This is a genomic window from Planctobacterium marinum (assembly GCF_036322805.1).
In the GTDB taxonomy this organism is placed as follows: Bacteria; Pseudomonadota; Gammaproteobacteria; order Enterobacterales; family Alteromonadaceae; genus Planctobacterium; species Planctobacterium marinum_A.
In genome coordinates, this window is sequence record NZ_AP027272.1 from 233,021 (window position 1) to 257,277 (window position 24,257).

Sequence of the window (24,257 nt, forward strand, 5' to 3'; positions counted from 1 at the left end):
TGCGAAACCGATTTCGGTTATTGAGGTTCAATTTGCCGAACGTAGCGAGATACGGATATCGCTGAGCCTGTAAGCCCCATAAATACGGAAATACCCAGCATACTCATCAAGGTGCTAAAGCCCATGCCGGCCAGAACGAAATCCTGATTGTACAAAGACAAAATGTCTTCGATGTTTGATGACATCCACCATAGCAACAGGGCAATAGTGATCCATGCCATGATCCCGCCCAAAAATCCGTACCAGAAACCCGTATAGAGAAATGGGCGCTGGATGAAACTGTCAGTGGCACCCACCAATTTCATGATCAAGATTTCACTGCGTTTGTTGAAAATATTTAAGCGGATGGTATTGCCCACAATCAGGATAACAGCGATGAATAACAGCACGGCGATCATAGATACCAATTCATTAGCAATGGCCAGAATGGCGTGCAACCGCTCCAACCACTCAATATCCAGCTTGCCGGATTCCACTTCGCGCTCTTGCAATAGCTTATCCAACAGGGCTTTTGCACTGCCGGGAGCGCCGTGTTTGTCAGCAGGGTAAACCAGTAGCACATCGGGTAATGGATTGCTGTCCAGATAATCTACGGCATCGCCAAAGCCCGACAACGTCCGAAACTCTTCCAGTGCATCGTCGGCGGAGACAAAAGTTAAACTGTCGATTTCAGGCCAGGTCCTGACTCGTTTAATCAGTTGTTGAATGTCAGCGTCGCTGGCTTGTTTCTTCAGAAATACAGAAATTTCTGCCGCCTGTTGCGTATCGGCGCTGATATTATTGAGGTTTTTCACCAGTACATAGAGAGTGCCCGGCAGCGTAATACTCAAGCCAAGCACGGCAATGGTCATCACTGAAGCCAATGGTGTACGAATGATTTCGCCAAAACTGGCTATGCATTGACGAAAGTGGCTGGTGAAAAACATTATCACTCTTTGTACAAAGGTGATCTGGTGTTGCTGGGCACCACTTTGACGACTTTTAAATAACAAACTCATAGCTCAGCCCCGGATTCGGTGAGGCCGTCGTTGATCATTTGTCCAGATTTGAGGGTCAGAGTGCGGTAATGCATGCGGGCAATCAAACCCAAATCGTGGGTGGCGATGAACACCGAGGCGCCGGCTTTATTGAAGGCTTCAAATAAGCGGATAATTTCCAGCGACAGCGCCGGGTCCAGGTTACCAGTGGGCTCGTCCGCGAGAATAATTGGCGGGCGATTGACTACCGCACGCGCGATACCAACACGTTGCTGCTCGCCACCTGAGAGGGTTGCTGGTGGATTGTGCTGTTTGTGTAATAGCCCCACGCGATCCAAAGCGGCGTGCACTCGCGCATAAATCTGCTTACGCGAATAACCCTCAATTACCAAGGGTAGAGCAACATTGTCGAACACGGTTTTGTCCATCAATAGCTGATGATTCTGGAAGATCATACCAATATCACGTCGCACATAGGCGACGTCGCGGCGGGTGATGCGACTGAGATCATGGCCATTGATGTAGACCTTACCAACGCTGGGTCGCTCCATGAGGCTGATGAGCTTTAGCAGTGTGCTTTTTCCGGCACCAGAGTGACCCGTCAGAAACACCATTTCGCCGGGGGCCACGTGGAAGTCCACTTTGCTCAGTGCAAGCTGACCACCCGGGTAGGTTTTACTGACTTCTTCAAATCTGATCATTCTGCTGGCGGATCTTATTATTTTTGTTGTTGGAATAATGCGTCAACAAAGGTATTGGCGTCAAATGTCTGTAAATCATCTATGCCTTCACCGACACCGATAAAGCGCACTGGCGTCTGGAATTTATCCGCTAGGGCAAAGATAACCCCACCCTTGGCGGTGCCGTCTAATTTGGTGAGCGTGATGCCCGTTATCCCCACTGCTTCACTGAACAGGTTCATCTGGCTAACAGCATTTTGGCCAGTACCGGCATCAAGGGTTAACATCACTTCATGGGGGGCTTCAGGGTCCAGTTTTTTCATCACCCGAACCACTTTTTTCAGCTCTTCCATCAGGTTGTCTTTGTTTTGCAAGCGTCCGGCAGTATCCGCGATGAGGACGTCGGCATTACGCGCTTTGGCTGATTGCAATGCATCAAATAATACCGATGCACTGTCGGCGCCAGTGTGCTGAGCAATAACCGGAATGTCGTTGCGCTCACCCCATACCTGCAGTTGTTCAACAGCTGCAGCCCGGAAGGTATCTCCAGCTGCCAGCATCACAGATTTGCCCTGGCTTTTTAATTGTTTTGCCAGTTTGCCAATGGTGGTGGTTTTACCTACGCCATTAACACCGACCATCAAGATAACATAAGGTGATTTACTACCATCTATCTCAAGGGGAGCGCTCACGGAGGAGAGCATGTCACGCATGTGATTTTTCAGAACAGGATACAGCTCATCGGCATTTTTAAGCTGACTGCGGCTCGCTAGATCGGTTAATTCGTCAATAATTTTTGTGGTGGTTTCCACTCCCAAGTCTGCTGTTAACAGCTGAGTTTCTAATTCCTCAAACAGATCATCATCAATGTTTTTCCCCAGAAAAAGATTCGCCATGCCGGACCCGATACTATCTCCGGTCTTGGCCAGGCCTCTTTTAAGCCGAGTAAAGAAGTTTTCCTGAGGTTGCTCTTCCTCGATTTCCGGAGTCTGATTGTCCGTCTCTGGAACTGATTCTTCTTGAGTCTCTGGAACTGATTCTTCTTGAGTCTCTGGCTGTGTTTCCTGAACTGGTACAGGAGCTGATGCAGCCTGGTTTTGTGTCTCTGGCTGTTGTTGTGGTTTTTCTGCCTGTTCTGTGTTTTCTTGTGACAGGTCAGCCTGCTGGTTTTTATCTTTGTTAAACCAATCGAAAAATTTTGACATCGTTAATCTAATTCCTGATGTTTTAGATATTCTGAATCTATTGCGCTCAACATGAGTCTGTTACGGTTGTGCAGATCCTGATTTGGGATTTTGCTAAACTGGCGAAACGGGTCCGAAAAAGCCAATTTCAGACTATTTCTTATTCTAACGCGAGATGATATCACAGGGGAGCCAGCCTTCAATGCGCGCGAAAAAATCAGCCTCATCCAAATCTTCCGGGTTTATACGAATTATTTCCGGTAAATGGCGTGGTAGAAAGCTACCGGTGATCGACAGTGAAGGGTTACGGCCCACCACAGACCGCACTAAAGAAACCCTGTTTAATTGGCTGATGCAAGATGTGGTGGACGCTCAGTGTCTCGATGTATTCGCGGGGTCTGGCTCACTTGGACTGGAGGCATTGTCCCGTTATGCTAAATCTGTCACCCTGATTGAAAAGCAAAAAGACATTGCTGCCGCACTGAATAAAATCAAAGCCCTGCTACAAGCCAGCGATAGTGAGTTAACAGTAGTTAATCAAGATGCCGTGGCTTGGTTAAAACAGTGCCGGGGATCTTATAACCTGGTGTTTATCGATCCGCCTTTTAAGAAGAATCTGTTACAACCCGTGATAGACACTTTACTTAGTCAAAATTTATTGCAAGATGGCGCATTGCTTTACATCGAGCATGAAATTGAACTGGATTGGCAACTACCACCACAACTAGTGGAAATAAAACGTAAAAGCACTCGTCAGGTATGTTCATTATTGGTGCAATTTCAGGCCCAAGAATAGATATAACATCATGTACAACAAACCGAATGGTACCGGTATTTCACGCCTTTTTAAGGCAACAAGGTGCTCAATGGATGGCATCAAGCTGGCATGGCAACACGAGTCGGCATTTCGTCAGGAATTGTCTCTGGCGCTGGTGATGTGTCCACTGGCATTTTTTGTCAGTAACTCGGTAGAACAATTACTGCTGCTGATTTTTCCGGTATTTCTGTTGGTGATTGTGGAGCTGCTGAATAGCGCAATTGAAGCCACGGTGGACAGGATCAGCACCTCTTTACACCCTTTGTCTAAACAGGCAAAAGATATTGGCTCTGCTGCGGTGTTTTTTGTGCTGGTATTACTTACCCTGACATGGGGCATTATTCTACTGAATAATTTTGTGCTTTAGATGGCGAAATTGGCCTTTTGAAGCCTAAGCTATCTCCAGGCCGATATTGCTAATGCCTTCTGCTGTGGCCATGTTTTTAAGCTGTTTTACCAGCTCTTTGTCGCGTTTTATATTACCCTGTAGAAAGCTAATCAACTCCGATTGAAACTCGATTTCCCACGCCATTAACGGGTGCTGTTTTATATCTTCCTGTTCGCCTTCCGATGCTTCGATATAGGCCTCTACACAGCCTTGAGATACTTTACTTACTACCACCGCGCCCTGCGCATCTTCACCGGAAATCAAATTGAGAACCGAATCCAGTGAGACGGCAAAATCCAAGGCCGGATAAACCCCATAATTATCAAACTGACTGATATCAGGCGTGCCTTCGTCTAATTTTAGACGCTGTGATTCGTAGTTGATTTTGGTTCTTGGCGTACCTACCCATTCCCACAGGGTGTTCAGAGTGTTGCGCATTAGTGCAGGGTCGTAAAATTCAGTGAGTTCACAAAACAAGTGATAGTTTGGATACATTCTTTCCAACAAGGTTAAGGCAAAGGCACTGGCTCGCCAGTCATTGAATTCGCGTACTTGCTGAAAGATCGTTAATTTAGCCAAAGTGTATCTCTGAAATTTTTGCAGGCTAGTTTGCCTTGAATTAATTCGCTACACAATCCCGAAACCATACAAAAGTCCGCCTTGAGTTTACCTTATCGCGAAATCTGTGCTATCTATTAAATTTCATGTTAGATGAATTTTGAATTCTCTGGCCTTATTCAGCATGAACCAGAGTCAATTTGTAACCTTTAAAGTCCTGAAAAACAGCAATCAAAAATCAGGAGGAGTAAATCAATGAGCTTAATGACAGTCGCAGAAGTGGCAGAATATCTGGGCATTCAAGATGTGAGAGTACAACGCCTGGAGAGAGAGCATTTGTTAAATGCAAAAGAAAAAGATGCGGCTGGTGCGCCATTATTCGATCGCGGCGACGTTGAAAAATACAAAGAACTGGCGGAGCGTTTAGGCGGTATTTAGGTCAACTAATACCAACCCTGTTCTGTTTATCGCTGAAGGGCACCGCATAGGTGCCCTGTTAGTTTTTGTCCGTTGAATAAAAACGAGTTAGTTCAATAACTTGGCTAACATTCTAATACCTTGAGCAGTTGCTCCCGCAGGTTGGGTATCCGTTGCACTACTGTTAAACGCAGCGGCTAAATCCACATGTAACCAACCTTTGCCCTCATCAGGTACAAAACGACTTAAAAATCCAGCGGCATTACTGGCACCACCGGCACCCCCACCTTTTTGCGGGCGGCTATTAGCTGTGTCGGCGTAGGGAGATGGGCAATTGTGCTGGTGAAATGCTTCCAAAGGCAAAGGCCAGGCGGGTTCATTAACTTGCTCAGCCACATCCATGGCAAGCGCTCGCAGGGCTGTGTCACGGCTGAAAATGGCGTTGTAGTGGTTGCCCACTGCAACATGGGCAGCCCCCGTTAATGTGGCGGCATCGATAATGCGTTTGGGCTGGTATTCGCTGGCCTTTAACAAGCCATCTGCCAGTACCAGGCGGCCTTCGGCGTCAGTATTCACAACTTCCACTGTTAAGCCGTTTTTATAGGTGATGATATCGCCAAGTTTGTAAGCATGGCCACTGATCAGGTTTTCAGCACAACACAGGATTAAACGCGTACGCTCAGCCAAACCATTCATGATGGCCAGTCCCAAAGCACCCGTCACTGTTGCGGCACCGCCCATATCGCATTTCATCGCTAACATGCCTTCACTGGGCTTGATACTGTAGCCGCCGCTATCGAATGTAATGCCCTTACCCACAAGCACCGTATTTACCGGGGCATCGGGATTACCCGTTGGATTGTAATCTAAATCTAATAATACAGGGGGGCGGTCACTGCCTCTGCCCACTTCGTAGACGCCATTCCAACCGGCTTCTAGTAACTCTTCACCAGTGATAGTGGTGTAGCTGATATACTCCGGCGACAGTCCGGATAACCACTTGGCTGCGCGCTGTGCAAGTGCTTCGGGGGAAACATTTTGTGGCGTGTCGTTAATTAATTCTACGGTAAATGCATGGGCCGCCAGGGCGTTTTTCAATTGCACATCCTGTTCGGCAACCTGGACTTTATAAGTCTGTCTGGCGTCATTGAAAGCGGTGCAAAAAGCAAAACTTTGGTCGGTATTCCAATCGCCTTGCAAGCTGGCTGAGCGGGTCAGCGAGGACAACTTGCGCGCTGCTTGTTTGATTGCCCGCAGCTGCTCACTAGTGTCGCCTGAGAGGTGAATAGTGGCGCCATCAGAGTCGATGGAAAGTGGTCCATTGGCATTCCATGGTGCGGGTGCAGGTGAATTACTGATAAAAATGGAGAGTGTTGTGTCGTTAGGGCGGTCAACCATTGAACATTCCTTAGAAAAATTTGGTGATACCAGAGAAGTTTGACACAATCAGCGCCCAGTTTAAATGTCATCTCATATGTAGCCGATGCGATTTTCGAATACTTTAATTTGTGGCACCTTGGTAAAACGCTACAAGCGCTTCCTTGCCGATGTAGCATTGGAAAATGGCACCATAGTCACGGCTCACTGCCCCAATACTGGTGCTATGACAGGTTGTGCTGAACCTGGCTTTAAAGTCTGGCTCAGCAGCAATAACGACCCTAAACGCAAACTTAAGTACACCTGGGAAATCGCGGTTGATCACGACCATAATCTCATCGGTATCAATACTCATAATGCCAATAAGCTGGTGTACGAAGCATTATGTCAGCGCCGGTTGGCGGAGTTTTCGGCGTTCCGGCAATATCGCCGGGAAGTCAAATTTGGTAACGAAAACAGCAAAGTAGATTTTCTGTTGTCCAACAGCGAACACGCCCAAATGTATCTGGAAGTTAAATCTGTGACTCTGGCACAAAACGGATTGGGCTTATTCCCGGATACGGTAACTACTCGGGGGCAAAAACACCTGCGGGAGCTAACATCAATGGCGTTGCAAGGCAACAATGCAGGCATTCTATTCTGCGTACAACACACTGGCATCAAACGTGTCGCCATCGCTAAAAAACTGGATCCAGAGTATTTTGAGCTAATGCGCCGGGCGATAAAAGCCGGAGTTAAAGTATTCGCTTTTGGCTGTGACATCACTGAAAAAGAGATATTGCTCAATCGTCAATTACCCTTTACTTACGATGTATAACTCACAATTTTTTTACAAAAATAAAGATTTTGCTTGAAAAGTTTTAAATTATCGCCATATTTGCCGAGCGATAAGAATTGTGTCAATCTGCTTTGTCAGAGTAATAGTAATCGCTGACTTGTATTCCCGGCAACGGCCTGCTTTTGTGATTGTTGTGGGTAACGGACATCAAATATTGCTCTTGCTGTAGATTTTTGTATAAGATAGCGACCCTTTTTAGCAGGTCTCATAGTCGTTTAGGAGAATTGACCTATGCCGACAGGTAAAGATGGTAAAACGTTAGGGCTTTTGGCGCTGGCTGGCTTGGAGCCTTACCAGGAGAAAGACGGCGAAGAATATATGAACGACAGCCAACTGGAGCATTTCCGGTTGATACTGTCTGCCTGGCGTGACCAGCTTCGCGAAGAAGTTGATCGTACCGTGCACCATATGCAGGACGAAGCTGCAAACTTTCCCGATCCGGTGGACCGCGCCGCTCAGGAAGAAGAGTTTAGCTTAGAGTTGCGCACCCGTGACCGTGAACGTAAGTTGATCAAAAAAATCGAAAAAACCCTCAAGCGCATTGAGGACGATGATTTCGGATTTTGCGATTCGTGTGGCATTGAGATTGGCGTAAAGCGTCTCGAAGCCAGACCGACTGCAGATATGTGTATTGATTGCAAAACCATGGCTGAAATCAAAGAGAAGCAATTATTAGGTTAGAAAAAAGCTGCATATTGCAGCTTTTTTTATGCCCAATAATCTTCTACTATCCAATCTGGCGGAATAGCGCTGCACGTCATGGTAAACCGCACTCCCAATGAAGTTATATCCGGTTATCGAGGCCGGTTTGCTCCATCACCCAGTGGAAATTTACATTTTGGCTCTCTGGTAACGGCACTTGCCAGTTATTTGTTGGCCCGCCAAGCTGATGGCCAATGGCTGTTGCGCATTGATGATATAGATACGCCGCGTGTCCAGTCTGGGGCTGCCGATGCGATTTTAACTACACTGGAAGCCCATAGTTTATTGTGGGATGAAGCAGTCTATTATCAAAGCCTACAGAGTGACCGCTATGAGCACCACTTACGGCTGTTACAACAGCGGCAGCAGTGCTATTTTTGCGATTGTACTCGTCAGGCCATCAAAGCTCGTGCACCTCAGTATGATGGATTTTGTCGGAGTCGACATTTATCGGGACAAGATTGTGCTGTTCGGCTGAGAAATCCGGGCCAATCTCTAGTGCTTAAGGATACTTTGCTCGGCGATATCCGTCCGCCTGAAGCCATCGTCAATGAAGATTTTGTATTGCGCCGACGCGATGGGATCTGGGGTTATCATTTAGTAGCCGTGCTGGATGATTTAAATCAGGGAATAACGCAGGTAGTGCGCGGTGCGGATCTGTTATTGCCCAGCGCTTGCCAACTTGTTTTGTATGAGTTGCTTGGTGAAAACCCTCCGTCCTTTTTGCACGTACCACTGGCCGTCTCTGCGCCGGGTAAAAAACTCAGTAAGCAAAATCACAGTCCCCAACTGAAAAACAGTCAAGCGAGTGATAATTTGATGCAAGCACTGGAATATTTAGGACTTAAGGTGCCACTACAGTTACACGGAGCCGCTTGTTCTGAGCTATTAAAGTGGGCGGTGGCACACTGGCATGTAGGCAATTTAGGCAAGGCATCAGAAAAAAAGGTAGCAGCGCACTGGTGTTGACGAAAAGTTATTCAAATTACCCGCGGATTGGTTTAAAATCCGCGCCCGAAAAAGCAAGACAAAAGCAGTTTTTTCGGGAAATTTTTCCTACACTATCTATTATGGAATCATCGACAGTTCGGAGTCAGGCGTATCATTTCCAGGGTTTTTGACAAAGTAAGGAATGCATTCACTGGAAAGGGTGAAACTGAAGCAGGTGAACAGATGACCTCTGAGGCTGTCCTGGTGCCGCGTGCAGAGCATAATGTTTCGCGGGAAGACATCAGTCCCAATGCTTTAAAAGTGCTTTACCGTTTGCACGGCGCAGGCCATCAGGCTTATCTGGTGGGTGGCTGTGTGCGTGATCTGCTGTTGGGTCAGCACCCCAAAGACTTCGATGTAGTTACCGATGCCACACCAGAACAAATCAAGGCTTTATTTCGCAATTGTCGCCTTATTGGACGTCGTTTTCGCCTGGCGCATATCGTATTCGGTCGCGAGATCATCGAAGTGGCGACTTTCCGCGGCCATCATCAGATTGCTGAGTCTGGTAGTGCACAAACCAGTAAGCAAAGCGAAGCTGGTCAGTTACTGCGGGATAACGTTTTTGGCACCATAGAAGAAGATGCCGAGCGCCGAGATTTCACCGTCAATGCCATGTATTACAATATTGCGGATTACAGTATTCGCGATTTTGCCAAAGGCCGAGAGGCGATTGCTAAACGCGAGCTGGAGTTGATTGGCGACCCGGAAACCCGCTATCGCGAGGATCCAGTGCGCATGTTACGAGCGGTGCGTTTTGCTGCAAAACTAGACTTTAACATCACTCAGCGCGCAGCCCAGCCTATTCCGGAGTTGGCTGAGTTACTAAGCAATGTCGCGCCTGCCAGATTATTCGAAGAAGTCATTAAGTTGTTTATTAACGGCGCGGGGGTTAAAACTTTTGAGCTGATGCAAAAATACCATTTGTTTGGTCAGTTATTCCCGCAAGTACAGCCGTTGTTAGAAAACCCACAAGGTAAGGAATACCAGTTTTTACAAAAAGTATTAATCAACACCGATAATCGTATCAATTCTGGCTTACGAGTGACGCCGGCTTTCTTCTACGCCGCGGTTATGTGGTATGCCGTAGAAGAGCGGCAGCAGCAACATATTAATGAAGGCGGTTTTAATCGCCACGATGCTTTTATCATGGCTATGAATGACGTGTTACACAGACAAATGCAACGCATCATGATCCCCAAGCGCTTTACCACGGTGATCCGCGATATCTGGCTGTTGCAACACCGCCTGCCGAAACGCTTCGGCAAACGCGCTTGGGTAACCCTTGAACATGCTCGATTCCGCGCAGCCTACGATTTTCTGGTATTGCGCGGTGAAGTAGAAGGCGGCGAGATAGCAGAAGTGGGTCAGTGGTGGACAGATTTCCAGGAGGCGGGCCCTGCGCAGCGCAAAAAAATGCTGGCTAATTTGCGAGGCAAAGACGGCAAACCCACCCGCAGAAAACGTCATTACCACAATAAGAATCGTGATAACTGAATCGGTTTATATCGGGCTCGGCGCTAACCTCAATGATCCCGTAGCACAGCTTAAAAGCGCCCTGAAATCCCTACAGTCATTGCCTGACACCCAACTAGTTAGTCATTCCAGTTTATACAGCAGCAAACCACTCGGACCGCAGGAGCAGCCGGAATACGTTAATGCCGTCGCAGAGTTACGCACTGAACTTGCCCCTCTATCATTATTAGATGCTCTCCAGGTCATAGAGCAAGAACAGGGAAGGGTGCGCAAAGAAGAGCGTTGGGGACCGCGTACACTGGACCTGGATATCATTTTATTTGGTAAGCAAATTATCAGCTGTGAGCGATTAACTGTCCCTCATTACCATTTTCACGCCAGAGAGTTTGTACTTTACCCCTTAAATCAAATTGCGCCGGCGCTGCGTTTGCCGGACGGGACCCCATTAGCTACCCTGATATCTCAGGTGCCGGATAATGGTTTAACCGAGTTGATCCCGGCTTGTGATCTCGGGATTGCTTGAAATCGTAAATTTTCTTCGTATAGTGCAGCTTGAAACGGGCGTTTGAATTTGTGAATGTTTAACGCCACAGAACAATTGAAAAGGGCAGTTTAGTTATGAAAAAAGTGACCACTTCAGTATTGCTGAAAATGAAGCAGGAGCGTCAGAAGATAACGGTACTCACTGCCTATGATGCCAGCTTTGCCAAGCTCTTTGACGAAGCGGGTATCGATGCGATGCTTATCGGGGACTCCTTGGGAATGGTATTGCAGGGGGAAGACTCTACACTCCCTGTGAGTGTTGATGATATCGCTTATCACACCCGAGCTGTGCGCAATGGTACATCACGAGCATTGGTGGTGGCGGATATGCCATTTATGTCTTATGCAACACCAGAGCAAACCTACCCAAACGCTGCAAAATTAATGGCCGCTGGGGCCAATATGGTAAAACTGGAAGGCGGCGAATGGCTGCTGGAAAGTATCGAAGGCTTGGTAAAGCGAGGCATTCCTGTGTGCGGACACCTGGGCTTAACGCCACAATCGGTAAACGTGATTGGCGGCTTTAAAGTACAAGGCCGAGACCAGGAAAAAGCCCAAAAAATGATCAGCGAGGCACAACAACTGGAGCGCGCTGGTATCCAGATGTTGGTGCTTGAGTGTGTACCTACTAACTTGGCAGCTTCCATAACTGAAGCGGTATCCATTCCGGTTATTGGTATTGGTGCAGGTAATAAAACCGATGGACAGGTTCTGGTGATGCACGACATGTTTGGCATCAGTGCCAACTATATGCCGAAGTTTTCCAAAAATTATCTGGCTCAAACCGGCGATATTCGCAAAGCGGTAAGTGCCTTTATTGATGAAGTGCAAAGTGGCGCCTTTCCAGATGAGTCACATAGTTTTGCGGATTAACTGGTATGGCACATCATTCTGACCATTTTTTCACAAGCGATTTCTTCACAAGGGCGGGCAAATGCTAAAAATAGCCGACATTATAAAATTAAGAGAGCAGCGCCGCAGCTGGCAACTGGATGGCAAGGTTATTGGCTTTGTGCCAACTATGGGTAATCTGCACGATGGCCACCTGCAGCTAGTGCGGGAAGCGAAAAAAAGCTGCGATATCGTGGTGGTATCTATTTTTGTTAACCCGATGCAATTCGGCCCCAATGAGGACCTGGATGCCTACCCCAGGACTATGGAGGAAGATTGCGCCAAGCTTGAAGCCTTAGGAGTAGATTGTTTATTTACCCCTGATTCCGAAGCTATTTACGCCAGAGGCCTTGAGCAGCAAACGTTTGTGGAAGTGCCGGGTATTTCTTACATGATCTGTGGCGCCAGTCGTCCCGGGCATTTTCGCGGCGTAGCCACCATCGTATGTAAATTATTTAATATGGTGCAGCCCAATCACGCCTTTTTTGGTGAGAAGGATTTCCAGCAGTTGCAGGTTATCAAAGCCATGGTACAAGACCTGTCCATGAACCTTACCATTCATGGCGTGGCGACGGTCAGAGAAAGTGATGGCCTGGCTATGAGCAGTCGCAATGGTTATCTCAACGAAAAAGAGCGCAGTATCGCCCCAAAACTCTATTCAGCCCTGTTAACCTTATCGGAACAGATAATTTCCGGCAGGCGGGATTTTCGTCAACTGGTAAAAGAGCATACGCTGTTTTTAAATAATGCCGGCTTTAAAACCGACTACATTGAGATCAGGTGTGCTGAGACCCTGATGCACCCCAGTCACGAAGATACTGAATTGGTGATCCTGGCGGCAGGCTTTTTAGGTAAAACTCGCCTTATCGACAATTTACCAGTAAGCCTGGACTGAGATTGCAATTGATTGTGCGCTGCAGAAGCTCTGCAGCGTTTAAGTGATTTTTGCTTCAGGCGGCAGGCGAGATAAGTTTCTGAAAGGTTTGTGTCTTCTCTGAGATGGCCTTTTGTTCCGCCAGAATATCCAGTAGATCCTGTTTTGTGGTGAGCGGGTTGGCCAGAATGACGCGAAATACGGTAATGGTTTGCCCCGGATATTTAGCTACTTCCAGACGAGTACGAGACACGAAGGACTTACCCGACTCCCGTTGCTGTTTCTGCACTCTCACCGTTAATTCGTCAAGACGCTGATTGATTCTCTCTTTATCTGTGCTGCTGGCTTGCTGCAGTTGTGCTTGTACGATGCGCGGGCATGCGCGATAAGTGAGGATACACAAGGTGGGATCGGTAACCAGTTCAAAATCCGGATCATCGTTAATCAGTTGCGCAAATAGCTGCGCTTTTTCGATACTTTGATCTACCAGCAGCTCGTAACCACTTCTGCCAAAGATGTGCAGTGCCGAATACACCAGCATCGCCATACCGTTTCGGGAGCCTTCCAGTGTAGTGGCGCCTAAATCTTTGGAGCCGGCGCGCAATATATAATTGGCATGATGACGAACGGCATTGGAGTCTTCAGGGTTCTTGAACAGCACCATGCCTGCCCCCATGGGCACATACATTTGCTTGTGTGCATCAATGGTAACGGAATCTGCGTGCTCGATTCCAGTAAGTAATTTGGCGTGGGTATGGGAAAACAGCGTTGGGCCACCCCAAGCTGCGTCTACATGGAAATGGCAACCCAATTGTTGTGCTACATCGGCCAGTTCACTGAGCGGATCGATATGGCCTGTTTCCGTGGTTCCCGCGACGCCAACAATGGCCAGCACTTTATTGCCTTGTGCTTCAAATTTTCTGGCTGCTTGCAGCGCTTTTTCCGCTGAAAGAGTTTGTCCCGGACAATCGATAGTAAGTAATTGCTCTCTCCCTAAACCAAGTAAATCAACGGCTTTAGAAAGTGAATAATGACCTCGTTTAGAGCAGATAACCGCCAGTTTTTTGTAGCCATAGTGGCTCATCGCCGCCGCAACACCTTCTTTAGCCACGCCTTTAAAATCACCATCAGCTTTTAGCAGATTATTGCGGGCCACCCAAAGCGCGGTAATGTTGGCCACAGTACCGCCAGAACAAAATGCCCCTAAAGAGCGGCGGGCACTGTGCAGGTGTGCCTGGTAGAAGTCATCGCTGTCGTCGTAAATCAGCTTGTGTAGCATGCCCAACACCTGACGCTCTAGCGGTGTAAAGGCTTTAGATGTCTCGATTTTTACCGGGTTTTGATTCAGCCCCACCAGTAATTTGGACAAGGGCAAATGGAAATAGGGCAGAGCTGAAGTCATGTGCCCGATAAACGTAGGAGAGTAAGTGTTTACTGAATTGGCAACCAGCTTGTCCAGAAGGTGCTCGGCATGTGCAGAGACAAACTCCGGTTCTTCCGGAACGCGAAAATCGGCAAAGTCTTGCTCAAGGTCTTCTAGTGAGCGAGCCTGCGTTACCACGTGTTGACTCAGAAAGTCCGACAGGTTTGCCGACAAATGCTGCTCGATTTCTGCCAGTTTTGAGTCACCTTGTTCGGGCACGGTAAATACCCGATATAAATGCTCCAGGCTTGCTTTCGCTTTTTTCAACACGATCTCTCACTCAAGGGTTGTGTACCGACTCTCAAAAGAAAGGCACCAACTATCAACAACAGTATAGTCAATTTGCCAAAAACCCCGAAAATCGAAATAACCTGGAGCCTAAGACAGCTAACACGCTAGTTTACTTTTTTATGCCATTGGCTGCAATCTACCTTGATATCGCCGCGTAAGTTAGACAAGACGGTGTTTGCTGCTATATTCAGGAAAAGCAGACGTGGAAAATTGCGCACATTGTAAAAACCCAGGTATTGCAATGCTTACATCGCTTCCCGTCGGCTACCTTTAGGGTTACTACTATGCAAGTGCAAGAGATCAATCAGGATTTTAATCTGGAGAATGTCGTACCATTTTTCCAGCCCATCATGGACTTAAATCAAGAAGGGGTTTGGGGCTACGAATGTTTAGCCCGGCTTATCTATCCCGGTGAGCATATTTTCATGCCCAGTGACTTTCTCTATCTGGTGGAAAAAAATGCTTGTCACGGTGAGCTTACCCAAAAGATTTTTCACGAAAGCGCTCATTATTTTCGCAATCGCCAGGTTAACTGGAGCATTAATATTACGGAACAAGACGTTCTCGATCCGCAAACCGCTGTTTTTCTGGAGCGCAGCTTACGAGACTACCCCAATGTTCATCGCATTACTCTGGAGATATGTACTCATACCTTATTTACCCATTCCGAACAGTTTAAAACCTTCATTTTGCTGGGTAAAACGCTGGGGATTCAGATACTCATCGACCGCTTTACCCAGCCTGCTGAGCAATTGCTCAAGGTATTAGATTACCCCATTGATGGGGTTAAAGTGGAAAGCGGTGCTATTCAAGCATTAGTGCAATCTCAGCCTGAAGTGATGCAAGAGGTTTTGCTCAAGGCCAAAGGCAACGATGCGCTATTGATTGCCGAGCACGTGGAAGATGATTTTACCCTCAAAACGCTGCGCAATATCGGCATCGAATACGGGCAGGGCTTCTATTTCAGTCAGCCGGCGCCTGTTGTTGCCTGACTATTCACCAAAACCTTGTTCCATTTTCTTAAGGTTATCCATTTGGGTTATCCATTGTAATTGAGACTCGCAATAGGTATCGACTACCGGAGCCAGGTGCTGGGCCTTGTCTAAGGCACCTAAATAAACAATTTTAAGACCGGCGTATTTTGGGTTTTCATTAAAAATCGGCGTGGCACAATCGCAGCAAAAGCTTTTTGATGCGTTTTCCGAAATCTTAACGGTTTTTAATGTCCCTTTTTCCAGCGAAAAGTCACTACTGAGGAATACCACATAGGTGGAAAAGGCACTGCCATTGGCCTTACGGCAAAGATTACAATGGCAATTTAAGATAGCCTTAACATTCTCCGAAGTCGTAAACTTCACCTGTTTACAATTGCAACTGCCTTCCATGAAATCCTCGTTTTTAATTGTTACTGATGGCTTTATTGTTGTCGGCTATTAGGCACTTTAAGTTCATAGCTGGTATATTTCTGACCAAACATTGTACTCTCGTACACTCTGGATGCCATTTTTGTCAGGAACTTGTATTCAGGACGGGTGTTAAACAGGTGCAAAACAACAGTGCGATGGCCTAATTCTGATGCCCATATCATCAAGTCTTTGAATACCCGGATGCCAATGCCCCAATATGCTTCATTCAGGACGATGGCAAGCTCATAGGAATCATTTTCAAACTGGATGCCACACCAACCAGCAACGGCGCCATTTATCCTGATCCCTCTTACTTTACATCCTCTGGTTGCATCCACGCTTATCTTGCTTGCAATCCAATCCGCCAAAGACTCATCGTTAAACTGCTCGTGGGTTACTAAGTGTTTTCGAATCTTGTCTTCATTCAGAATTGCAAGGAACTCACCTCGTTCAAGCTCTTGCAAGTTTGTATATTCTATTTCTGTCATAGATGGATTCATTGTTGTTTAACAGCCTGGTTAAGCGATTAACATTGACGCAGCAATAGCCAACCCCAGAGGTAATGATAAGAGACCAAATAGCCAAACACGCTTTGTTAAGGGAGGAACGACTAAATCGGCGAATCTCTTATGAAGCTGCCAAGGTAGCACAATAAGTATGGCGCTAGTAATAATTAAAACCCAACCAAATAGTTCAAAGAACCTTGAAAAAGTCATTTCTTCAGATATAGCAACAAACGACAAACCAACAGTTAGCCTTAATAACATCTCCGTAAAGTGAACTCTTGCAGAACTCGCAAAGCTATTCAGGAATGAAGCTATTCGTTCTGGCAATACAAATGCTCCCAGTGCCAGTCCTATCAGGAATACTGACGTCGCGCAAACTATTGTCTTAGCTAATAATTCCGTCATGATGGATTACTTTTTTACGTGGACATAGATGTCCTTTAAATTTGTAATCTGATTTAGCTATCAACTTCGCTCGATTCAGTTTTAACCAGAGCTAACCTGTAACCGTTGAACTTTTTAGTGAGCACGACTTTTAAAGCATAAATGCCAAAGAATAGGCCAATTAGTCCCCCCAATAATTGAGAATAAGTACCTATCTCGCTGGTATTGAGTCCCATAATTGCCGATGCCATCCCTATAACGAAGCCTACCGCAAAAGCAGTCGGGAAGGTCCATAGCATGGCTCGCCAAAACCAACTCCACCATACTTTAACAGTCCATTTCCATGTAACCTGAATTTCTTCCATTATTTCCTCTTTTTTAAATGTCACACATCTTTACAGCGGCTCTTTTCAGTGTTGCCACTCTCTTGCCGTCTAACATTCTTCACTCAGGGTTTGCTAATTGCAATAGCGACAAGAAAATCAAATGAAGCTGATTGCTTTGAAGTAAGAATGTTTTTTCAGCGGACCTGACTCTTTTTATTCTTGATTCTCATCATATATTCCCTGTCTCACACGAAGTTCCTATAATACTTCCCACCAAAAAATGACTTCCTTCGGGAAGGCCATAACAATCAATCTAAGGAAGGAAACTATGCCCCACTGTATTGTCGAATACTCTGCCGATCTCAAAGAGCAACCACTTATGACTGCGGTGTTTGATGGCACCTTAAAATCGGGGTTGTTTAGTCATGATGGTGTTGATATCAAAGTGCGGGCGCTGCCTTTTAAGCATCATATAACCGGGGATACGCAGGCTTCATTTATCCACGTTGTGCTTAAAATTCTGGCGGGTCGAACCAGCGAACAAAAACAACGGCTATCAGATTCGGTGTTACAGCATATCCTCAGTAATAACTATGCAGATTGCTCTGTCACCGTTGAGGTGTTAGATATTGACACGCCTTGTTATGCCAAGGCGCTGGTATAGCCCAATAAATTCAGAAACGAAGGAAGTTAAGCCATGAATAAAAATCTGACGGATTGGGTACTGTTGCTCATCGCTATTTTTGCGCTTATGGGCGCCGTATTTGTAGCAGGGGTAATAGCTGGGCAGGCCTTTATTACTGGGGAAGTTGAACTATCACCCCTTTATTTCGGTATTTTAGGCGGTGGTTTTGCTGCTGTATTTGTGTTGATGCGCAGCGTAAAGAAACTGCAGATCCGCTTTAATCAACAGCCTTAACAGGGCATAAAAAGAGACGCCCTGTTATAGTGAGCTTACTAACTGCCAGCTTTGCTGGCCGCTGTTCCAGTATTTGCGCTCAAACGGGGTAAACGGTGCGCCTTGCTCCACTTGGTTAATGGCGGCATTGCGACCACATAGTTCCAGCGCTTTAGCAAATTCCTGTACATAGATTTGCCAATTACTGCGCACGGTAAGGGTACCGCCAATTGCCAGAATATCCTGCAGAGAGGCGGTTGCATGCCAGCGTTTTTGCACCTGTGCCGATTTGGGGTAGGGGTTGGGATACAGCAAGTAGTGTCGAGCTACTGACCAGTTCGCTGCTTTCACTAAACGCCAGAAGTCGATAACATCAGCTCGAACCACACAGTAATTACTTACTTCGTTTCCGGTATTTGCTTCGCCTTGCATAAACTCCTGATATTCTTCTTGTTTACCGTGCTTCTCCACCCGCACTGCGGATTTATCCACGCCTACCACTAAGGCATCAGGATACTGTTTGGCCAGTCGCCAGGTGCTTTCGCCAATACCACAGCAGGAGTCGAGAATAATGTCTTTTTCTGGAAACTGCTTTAGCCAGGCGGATACACGCTCGTACGCTTCTTGCGTATGTGCCTGGATTGGCTTTTGGTTAACACTGTTTTGGTGGCGTAAAACAATCTCGGACAGCTTATCGTGGATGTCCGTTTGATTAGTACTAATAGAGCGAGAGTTACCTTGCATATCAGGAGCGGATCCCTGTACCGGTAGACAATAAACGCCACGCAATACCCGCGAAAATCAGATTAAATACCACCAAAACAGAAAGCGAGGTTAACACGGTAAAATCCGACTGGCCTAAAAAGCCAAAGCGGAAGCCACTCACCATATACACAATCGGATTGATCTTACTCACCCATTGCCAGAACTCTGGTAACAAGGATAAGGAGTAAAACACACCACCTAAATAGGTTAAGGGGGTGAGCACAAACGTGGGAATAATACTGATATCGTCAAAGGTCTTGGCGTAAACCGCGTTGATAAGCCCGGCTAATGAGAATAGCGTAGAAGTAAGTACTAACGTAATGACAATAACAGGCAGGCTGTGCAAGCTGATATCCACAAAAAACAAAGAGATGCAGGTAACGATAATCCCGGTGAGTACTGCCCGGCTTAAGCCGCCGCCCACATAACCGGCGATGATCACCCAGGTGTGTACTGGCGAGACGATAAGCTCTTCAATATTACGCTGAAACTTGGAGCTAAAAAACGAAGAGGAGACATTGGCATAAGAGTTGGTGATCACCGACATCATAATCAGGCCGGGCACAATAAACTCCATATAAGAAAAGCCGCCCATCTCACCAATGCGACTGCCAATCAGGCTACCAAAAATCACAAAGTACAAGGTCATGGTAATGGCGGGCGGAACCAGGGTTTGCACCCAAATACGGGTAAAACGCGTAATCTCTTTGCGCCAGATGGTTTGCAGTGCTACCCAGTTATAAGCATCCATTAGTTGGCCTCCTGTGTTTGTTCATTGGCTTTTCGGCCATTTTCCACCAATGTCACAAACAGCTCCTCTAATCGGTTGGCTTTGTTGCGCATACTCATAATTTCAATGCCCTTGTCGGTGAGCTGCTGAAATAAGCGGTTTAGACTGTTATCTTTGGGAATGTCCACTTCCAGGGTATGGATGTCAGGCATGCGATAGGTGAAGCCTTCGAGTTTCGGATCTTCGCTGCAGCCGGGCAAGTCCAGGATAAAGGTTTCCATGTTCAGTTTACCCAGCAGGGCTTTAATGCTGGTGTTCTCCACAATAATGCCCTTGTCTATGATGGCAATATTGCGGCACAACATCTCCGCTTCTTCCAGGTAATGGGTGGTGAGAATAATGGTAATACCTTGCTCGTTGATTTCTTTTAAGAAGCCCCACATGGAGCGTCGAATTTCGATATCTACACCCGCTGTAGGTTCGTCCAGAATCAGCATTTTTGGTTCGTGCATCAGTGCCCGAGCGATCATCAGGCGTCGTTTCATGCCGCCCGATAAGGTGCGCGCCGGTTGATTGCGTTTTTCCCACAAGTCCAATTGCTTGAGGTACTTCTCTGCTCGCTGTAGGGCGATATTTCGGGGAACACCATAAAAGCCCGCCTGATTACAGACGATTTGCAGTAAGGTTTCGAATTGATTGAAGTTGAACTCTTGCGGTACTAAACCGATGCTGGCTTTTGCTGCGGCCAATTCAGTATCGATGGAATGGCCAAACACTGACACTTCACCTTCGGATTTGTTCACCAAAGAGCTGATCACGCCAATTGTGGTGGACTTACCCGCACCATTTGGGCCAAGTAACGCAAAAAAGTCGCCGGAATCCACGGTTAAATCAATGCCTTTTAAGGCTTGAGTGCCACCCTTATAGGTTTTTTTCAGGCCTTTTATTGCCAATGCGTGCATGTTGTTTCCCATCGTTCTGTGTGCCAAGGATATTGCGGTGATTTTAATTTATTCAACCCGTATAAAACTAATTGCTGCTGGCAGTATTATGCCAGCCAGTCAGGAATTGCTTACAGGCTTGATAATGACGGTTTTGTTGCAATGGTTTTAATTGCCAGCCTGTCTGATATCTTCATCATACAAACAACAATAAGGAAACACCATGGCACATCTTGAACCGCTTCCGGCGGAAACGACACCAGAACTGGCTGAACACTTTGAAATCTTCGTGAATATTTTGGGTTTTGTTCCTAATTCTCTGCTGACCATGCAGCGCCGTCCCGAAATCGTCAAGGGTTTTGGCGTGTTAACTAAAGCTGTTATGGCCGAAGATGGTGCGGTTGATTTGGGCTTCAAGCGTCTATTGGCCCATTTCGCCAGTCGGGCTGCAGGCTGCCAGTATTGCGAAGCCCACAGTTTAATTGCAGCTGAAATTCACGGTATTGCCCATGAAAAAGTGGCTGCAGTTTGGGAATATCAAACCAGCCCGTTATACACGGATGCCGAGCGCGTGGCCTTGGACTATGCGTTAGCGGCCGGAAGTGTACCCAATGCCGTTGATGAGCCCCTAATGGCCCGTATGAAACAGCATTGGTCAGAGGATGAAATCGTAGAAATCCTTGGCGCCATTTGCCTGTATGGCTTTTTGAATCGCTGGAATGACTCTATGGCAACGGATCTTGAAGCGGCACCCAAAGCACTAGGCGACGAAGTGCTGCAAAAGGGCGGTTGGACTGGCGGCAAACACGTTAAATAAAGTACTGCCAAGGATGTGAGGCAATGCCTCACATCTCCTCTGTACTGCTCTTACACTTTGAATTTGTGTACGATGTCTATTAAAGAATGACTGCTTTTCGCCAGGTCTTTAGAGCGATCAGCTAAATCGATTACTCGCTGCGCCACGCCACTTACATCACTGCCGATATTGTTAATATCTTTCGACATATTATGGGCTAACTGGTTTTGCTCTTCCGCTGCGGCGGCGATGACAGAGGTCATACCGGTGATCTGCTCCATCGATTCCCGGATACCGTTAAGGTGAGTGCCGGTTTCTTCAACCAAGGTGGTTGCAGCATTTGTAATTTGATTACCGTGAGCCATGGCATTGACCGCTTGAGTGGAGCCTGTTTGAATGCTCTGGATAATATCTTGGGTTTCCTCTACCGCGCTTTGCGTGCTGCTGGCCAAGGTGCGTACTTCATCGGCAACAACAGCAAAACCCCGGCCTTGTTCACCAGCACGGGCAGCTTCGATTGCCGCGTTTAAGGCCAGTAAATTGGTTTGATTGGCAATGTTCTGGATGGTGGTCAAAATATTGGTGATCTGCTCGATATCATCGTTGAGCTGGCCGATGACCGACGTCGCTTTATTAACTTCGGTATTCACATCACCCATGGTATTCACAAGGTCGTCCATGGCGGCGCTACTTTCCAGTACTTGCTGATTGGTGTTGTCGGTGACTTCCGCCACGTGCTGAATATTTTTGGTGACTTCCAGCGAAGCTTGAGACATTTGCTCTGCTTCTGAAACAATACGGTCTACTGAATCGCGGCTGGTGGCCAAGTCCTGGCCACATACGTTGGCCACTTGTTCGCTATCTTCACAGCCAGCATTCACCGAACTGGCGTTTTTATCGATAGTACGCACGATATTGGCCAGATTATCGATAAACTTATTTATCCAGGTGGCTAGTTCACTAGTTTCGTCCTGGGTATAAATACGGATGTGCTTGGTTAAATCCCCCTCACCTTCGGCAATATCCTTCATCAGGTCACGCATTTTAACGATGGGCTTAACAATCTGATTGGAAATAATGTTGATCACCACAAAACCCACACCTGCGAGGATCACGGCGGCGATAATCAATTGAGATAGTGCGGCGTCACTGCGACTGGAGATTTCATCTCTCAGTCGATTCGACGTGGCTAGCATTACTTCTTCAGGTACGCTTACCAGCAAATACCACTGTTTGTCGACACCACCGATTTCGGTGCGAGTGATCACATTAACTTTACCGCTGGTGCTACTGGAATAAACATTATTGCTGCTGGAAACCGCTGCGCTTAATTCTCGGGCGAAGGAACCACCCAGTTCCGATACCGCTTTGCCGGAGGCGCCGGGGTCTTCACTGTATCCGATAATATTTCCGGTTTCGCTTAACAGCATCACTTCGCCTTTGCCATCAAACAAGGCGTCGTCACTTTTAGTCATTAAGGCTTTTACAAAGTTGGCGTCAAAATCGACACCTACAACACCAATGAACTCACCGCGAGAAATAATGGGTACTGAGATGGTGGTTAGCAGGTAGTTAACGCCACTTAAGTCGAATACATCGGGATCAATTAAGCAGCGATCACGACGACTGCGGGGACAGCTAAAATAGCCATTTTTACTTTCATCCACCACGGAACTCACCCAATCCAGGCTGATGGTGCCACCTTCACGATACCAATAGGGGGAAACACGGCCGTTGTCCAACATACCCAACGGCTTATTGCGTTCATTACTGTTAAGAAAGTCCGCATCGTTGCCAAAAACATCGGGATTCAGGGGCGACATTATGCCCATGTAGCTGGGGTGGGCTTCCAACAGGTTGCGCAGTTTATTCAATACCAAAGCGCGGGCTTGCCCCGCATTAAAGCCATTTTCCTGCCAGGTGCGATGCAATAAGCTCAGGTCCGCGGCAAAGGTTTCTGCCACTAATGCTGCGTTCTCTACATTTTTGGCGATTTTCGCCGCTTGTACCTGTGATTCTGCCTCAATCAGTGCCATACCGTCTCGGCGTAGTGCTTCCCGAGCCACCTTTTCTACTTCGGTTTTTACGCTGGAGCTGTTGTAAGTGGTGATACTGGCAAGCACCACCGTTAGCAGGATGATGATAAACATCACCGAGTAGGTTATTTTGTTTCTGATGCTTCGGGTAATAAAGTTCATCGTATGGTTGCTTTGCGTCCGATATGGTTGTTTTTTATTACAATTAAGGTGGCCTTGTCCACTGTAAATTAGTATGCAATCCCTTGATTTAAAAGGCCCTGAGAGATAACTATGCATTTTTCCGCATAGCTATTCACTCACTTAATTTCTACGCTCTCTTTTTAGTTTATCTGCAAATCTCAGAATTTCTTGTGTTTTCCTGTAATTGTTTGAAATTTATTGTATTTTGGTAGACTTAATTGCCCTAAATTGGGCATTTCACAAAGCATCCGTACTTAGCACTATGTATGGCGAACAGACTTAACCCTGGGCAAGTTACATAACTACCCATAAACTGATTTATTACCGAATTTTTACTAAATCACCTTTTTTATTACAGATCTGCCTGTTGCAATAACACATTGATTTGTTCGGCCGACATACACTGTCCTAGTTGCCAGGTGGTATTGAGTTGTTGTTTTAGCTGCTCTATTTGGTTTTTCTGGTGACTGAGTTTTGCTATCAGGTCGGCCAGTTCCTGTTGTTTGGATGCCAGTCGGGTGATCATCATTTCATGGTCGAGATTTTCTTCCTGACTCAATAGTTTTGGTAGCTCTTCCAGACTAAATCCCAGCTTTTGACCCAGTCGAATGCAGTCGAGTCGAGCTTTTACCTTATCGTCATATTGTCGATAACCACTACTTGTGCGGGGGACTTTGGGTAACAGCCCCTGTTTTTCATAAAATCGAATTGTGGAGGCTGCTACTCCAGTCACTTGTGCCAATTCACCTATTTTCACAATGCTATATTCTCACTTGACCTTAAACTTAACTTTAAGGTTAAAGTGTTCAATCATTGAAATCAAATAGCGCTTAGCACGCCTTTTTTATCGCTGTTACTGG

General features: G+C 46.7%; 28 protein-coding genes and 1 pseudogene. 14 read left to right on the plus strand and 15 right to left on the minus strand.

The features are described from left to right. Positions 1–17: 17 nt before the first annotated feature. The 3 genes and pseudogenes from ftsX to ftsY form a co-directional block, all read right to left on the minus strand. Positions 18–998 (minus strand): permease-like cell division protein FtsX, encoded by a 981-nt coding sequence (ftsX, locus tag AABA75_RS01080; protein WP_338290507.1) that lies wholly within the window; start codon positions 996–998, stop codon positions 18–20. Further along, the gene (gene ftsE / locus AABA75_RS01085) at positions 995–1,678 is read right to left on the minus strand and encodes a cell division ATP-binding protein FtsE (protein WP_338290509.1); all 684 of its coding nucleotides are present in this window, start codon (positions 1,676–1,678) and stop codon (positions 995–997) included. Before ftsE ends, ftsX begins: the two co-directional genes overlap by 4 nt. Positions 1,679–1,695: 17 nt before the next feature. Continuing rightward, positions 1,696–2,616: pseudogene (gene ftsY, locus AABA75_RS01090) on the minus strand (signal recognition particle-docking protein FtsY); the annotation flags it as partial. A gap of 427 nt (positions 2,617–3,043) precedes the next feature. On the opposite strand from ftsY, the gene rsmD reads away from it, so the two are divergent. Together rsmD and AABA75_RS01100 are read left to right on the plus strand one after the other, a co-directional pair. Then, positions 3,044–3,637, plus strand: a complete 594-nt coding sequence (gene rsmD / locus AABA75_RS01095; RefSeq protein ID WP_338290510.1) for a 16S rRNA (guanine(966)-N(2))-methyltransferase RsmD — start codon at positions 3,044–3,046, stop codon at positions 3,635–3,637. A gap of 70 nt (positions 3,638–3,707) precedes the next feature. After that, the gene (locus tag AABA75_RS01100) at positions 3,708–4,025 is read left to right on the plus strand and encodes a diacylglycerol kinase (RefSeq protein ID WP_338290511.1); all 318 of its coding nucleotides are present in this window, start codon (positions 3,708–3,710) and stop codon (positions 4,023–4,025) included. A gap of 24 nt (positions 4,026–4,049) precedes the next feature. Here the strand turns inward: AABA75_RS01100 and AABA75_RS01105 are convergent, their stop codons facing one another. Beyond that, the gene (locus AABA75_RS01105) at positions 4,050–4,625 is read right to left on the minus strand and encodes a YjaG family protein (protein WP_338290513.1); all 576 of its coding nucleotides are present in this window, start codon (positions 4,623–4,625) and stop codon (positions 4,050–4,052) included. Positions 4,626–4,859: 234 nt separating this feature from the next. Between AABA75_RS01105 and AABA75_RS01110 the strand changes: the two genes are divergently transcribed. Further along, entirely contained in the window at positions 4,860–5,042 is a 183-nt protein-coding gene (locus tag AABA75_RS01110) for a helix-turn-helix domain-containing protein (RefSeq protein WP_338290514.1), read from the plus strand. An 87-nt stretch (positions 5,043–5,129) separates the two neighbouring features. Here AABA75_RS01110 and pepB read toward each other — a convergent pair whose 3' ends face one another. Then, positions 5,130–6,419, minus strand: a complete 1,290-nt coding sequence (pepB, locus tag AABA75_RS01115) for an aminopeptidase PepB (RefSeq protein WP_338290516.1) — start codon at positions 6,417–6,419, stop codon at positions 5,130–5,132. A gap of 85 nt (positions 6,420–6,504) precedes the next feature. On the opposite strand from pepB, the gene sfsA reads away from it, so the two are divergent. From sfsA to panC, 7 genes are all read left to right on the plus strand, one after another. Continuing rightward, a complete protein-coding gene (sfsA, locus tag AABA75_RS01120; RefSeq protein ID WP_338290517.1) occupies positions 6,505–7,215 on the plus strand; it encodes a DNA/RNA nuclease SfsA in 711 nt (236 codons plus the stop codon). A gap of 252 nt (positions 7,216–7,467) precedes the next feature. Beyond that, the gene (gene dksA / locus AABA75_RS01125; RefSeq protein WP_338290518.1) at positions 7,468–7,917 is read left to right on the plus strand and encodes an RNA polymerase-binding protein DksA; all 450 of its coding nucleotides are present in this window, start codon (positions 7,468–7,470) and stop codon (positions 7,915–7,917) included. A 78-nt stretch (positions 7,918–7,995) separates the two neighbouring features. Beyond that, positions 7,996–8,907, plus strand: coding sequence for a tRNA glutamyl-Q(34) synthetase GluQRS (gluQRS, locus tag AABA75_RS01130; protein WP_338290519.1), 912 nt, complete (start codon positions 7,996–7,998; stop codon positions 8,905–8,907). A gap of 225 nt (positions 8,908–9,132) precedes the next feature. Further along, on the plus strand, positions 9,133–10,425 hold the full coding sequence (gene pcnB / locus AABA75_RS01135; protein WP_338294781.1) for a polynucleotide adenylyltransferase PcnB: 1,293 nt from the start codon (positions 9,133–9,135) through the stop codon (positions 10,423–10,425). Then, positions 10,415–10,927 (plus strand): 2-amino-4-hydroxy-6-hydroxymethyldihydropteridine diphosphokinase, encoded by a 513-nt coding sequence (gene folK, locus AABA75_RS01140; protein ID WP_338290521.1) that lies wholly within the window; start codon positions 10,415–10,417, stop codon positions 10,925–10,927. Before pcnB ends, folK begins: the two co-directional genes overlap by 11 nt. Positions 10,928–11,022: 95 nt before the next feature. Next, positions 11,023–11,820: a 3-methyl-2-oxobutanoate hydroxymethyltransferase gene (panB, locus tag AABA75_RS01145; RefSeq protein WP_338290522.1), complete on the plus strand. Its 798-nt coding sequence runs from the start codon at positions 11,023–11,025 to the stop codon at positions 11,818–11,820. A gap of 61 nt (positions 11,821–11,881) precedes the next feature. After that, the gene (gene panC, locus AABA75_RS01150) at positions 11,882–12,733 is read left to right on the plus strand and encodes a pantoate--beta-alanine ligase (protein WP_338290523.1); all 852 of its coding nucleotides are present in this window, start codon (positions 11,882–11,884) and stop codon (positions 12,731–12,733) included. Between the two features lie 55 nt (positions 12,734–12,788). Here panC and panP read toward each other — a convergent pair whose 3' ends face one another. Beyond that, a complete protein-coding gene (gene panP, locus AABA75_RS01155) occupies positions 12,789–14,402 on the minus strand; it encodes a pyridoxal-dependent aspartate 1-decarboxylase PanP (protein WP_338290525.1) in 1,614 nt (537 codons plus the stop codon). A 308-nt stretch (positions 14,403–14,710) separates the two neighbouring features. On the opposite strand from panP, the gene AABA75_RS01160 reads away from it, so the two are divergent. Then, the gene (locus AABA75_RS01160) at positions 14,711–15,418 is read left to right on the plus strand and encodes an EAL domain-containing protein (protein WP_338290526.1); all 708 of its coding nucleotides are present in this window, start codon (positions 14,711–14,713) and stop codon (positions 15,416–15,418) included. Here AABA75_RS01160 and AABA75_RS01165 read toward each other — a convergent pair whose 3' ends face one another. From AABA75_RS01165 to AABA75_RS01180, 4 genes are read right to left on the minus strand one after another with little or no spacing between them, the layout of a single operon-like run. Continuing rightward, positions 15,419–15,784 carry a GFA family protein gene (locus AABA75_RS01165; RefSeq protein ID WP_338290527.1) on the minus strand — a complete coding sequence of 122 codons (366 nt, stop codon included), beginning with the start codon at positions 15,782–15,784 and terminating at the stop codon, positions 15,419–15,421. Between the two features lie 59 nt (positions 15,785–15,843). Continuing rightward, positions 15,844–16,320, minus strand: a complete 477-nt coding sequence (locus AABA75_RS01170; RefSeq protein ID WP_338290528.1) for an N-acetyltransferase — start codon at positions 16,318–16,320, stop codon at positions 15,844–15,846. A gap of 30 nt (positions 16,321–16,350) precedes the next feature. After that, the gene (locus tag AABA75_RS01175) at positions 16,351–16,743 is read right to left on the minus strand and encodes a hypothetical protein (protein ID WP_338290529.1); all 393 of its coding nucleotides are present in this window, start codon (positions 16,741–16,743) and stop codon (positions 16,351–16,353) included. Between the two features lie 53 nt (positions 16,744–16,796). Further along, positions 16,797–17,087, minus strand: a complete 291-nt coding sequence (locus AABA75_RS01180) for a hypothetical protein (RefSeq protein ID WP_338290530.1) — start codon at positions 17,085–17,087, stop codon at positions 16,797–16,799. A gap of 289 nt (positions 17,088–17,376) precedes the next feature. On the opposite strand from AABA75_RS01180, the gene AABA75_RS01185 reads away from it, so the two are divergent. Continuing rightward, positions 17,377–17,712 (plus strand): 5-carboxymethyl-2-hydroxymuconate Delta-isomerase, encoded by a 336-nt coding sequence (locus tag AABA75_RS01185; protein ID WP_338290532.1) that lies wholly within the window; start codon positions 17,377–17,379, stop codon positions 17,710–17,712. Positions 17,713–17,745: 33 nt separating this feature from the next. Then, positions 17,746–17,967: a hypothetical protein gene (locus AABA75_RS01190; RefSeq protein WP_338290533.1), complete on the plus strand. Its 222-nt coding sequence runs from the start codon at positions 17,746–17,748 to the stop codon at positions 17,965–17,967. A 24-nt stretch (positions 17,968–17,991) separates the two neighbouring features. Here AABA75_RS01190 and trmB read toward each other — a convergent pair whose 3' ends face one another. The 3 genes from trmB to AABA75_RS01205 are packed head-to-tail and all read right to left on the minus strand — an operon-like array spanning position 17,992 to position 20,403. After that, positions 17,992–18,690 (minus strand): tRNA (guanine(46)-N(7))-methyltransferase TrmB, encoded by a 699-nt coding sequence (trmB, locus tag AABA75_RS01195; protein ID WP_338290534.1) that lies wholly within the window; start codon positions 18,688–18,690, stop codon positions 17,992–17,994. 1 nt (position 18,691) lies between these two features. Next, on the minus strand, positions 18,692–19,462 hold the full coding sequence (locus AABA75_RS01200; protein ID WP_338290535.1) for an ABC transporter permease: 771 nt from the start codon (positions 19,460–19,462) through the stop codon (positions 18,692–18,694). Next, positions 19,462–20,403, minus strand: a complete 942-nt coding sequence (locus tag AABA75_RS01205) for an ABC transporter ATP-binding protein (RefSeq protein WP_338290536.1) — start codon at positions 20,401–20,403, stop codon at positions 19,462–19,464. Before AABA75_RS01205 ends, AABA75_RS01200 begins: the two co-directional genes overlap by 1 nt. A gap of 202 nt (positions 20,404–20,605) precedes the next feature. On the opposite strand from AABA75_RS01205, the gene AABA75_RS01210 reads away from it, so the two are divergent. Then, entirely contained in the window at positions 20,606–21,199 is a 594-nt protein-coding gene (locus AABA75_RS01210) for a carboxymuconolactone decarboxylase family protein (RefSeq protein ID WP_338290538.1), read from the plus strand. A 50-nt stretch (positions 21,200–21,249) separates the two neighbouring features. Here AABA75_RS01210 and AABA75_RS01215 read toward each other — a convergent pair whose 3' ends face one another. Beyond that, positions 21,250–23,376, minus strand: a complete 2,127-nt coding sequence (locus tag AABA75_RS01215; protein WP_338290539.1) for a methyl-accepting chemotaxis protein — start codon at positions 23,374–23,376, stop codon at positions 21,250–21,252. A 373-nt stretch (positions 23,377–23,749) separates the two neighbouring features. Next, positions 23,750–24,154, minus strand: a complete 405-nt coding sequence (locus AABA75_RS01220; RefSeq protein WP_338290540.1) for a MerR family DNA-binding transcriptional regulator — start codon at positions 24,152–24,154, stop codon at positions 23,750–23,752. Positions 24,155–24,257 lie beyond the last annotated feature (103 nt).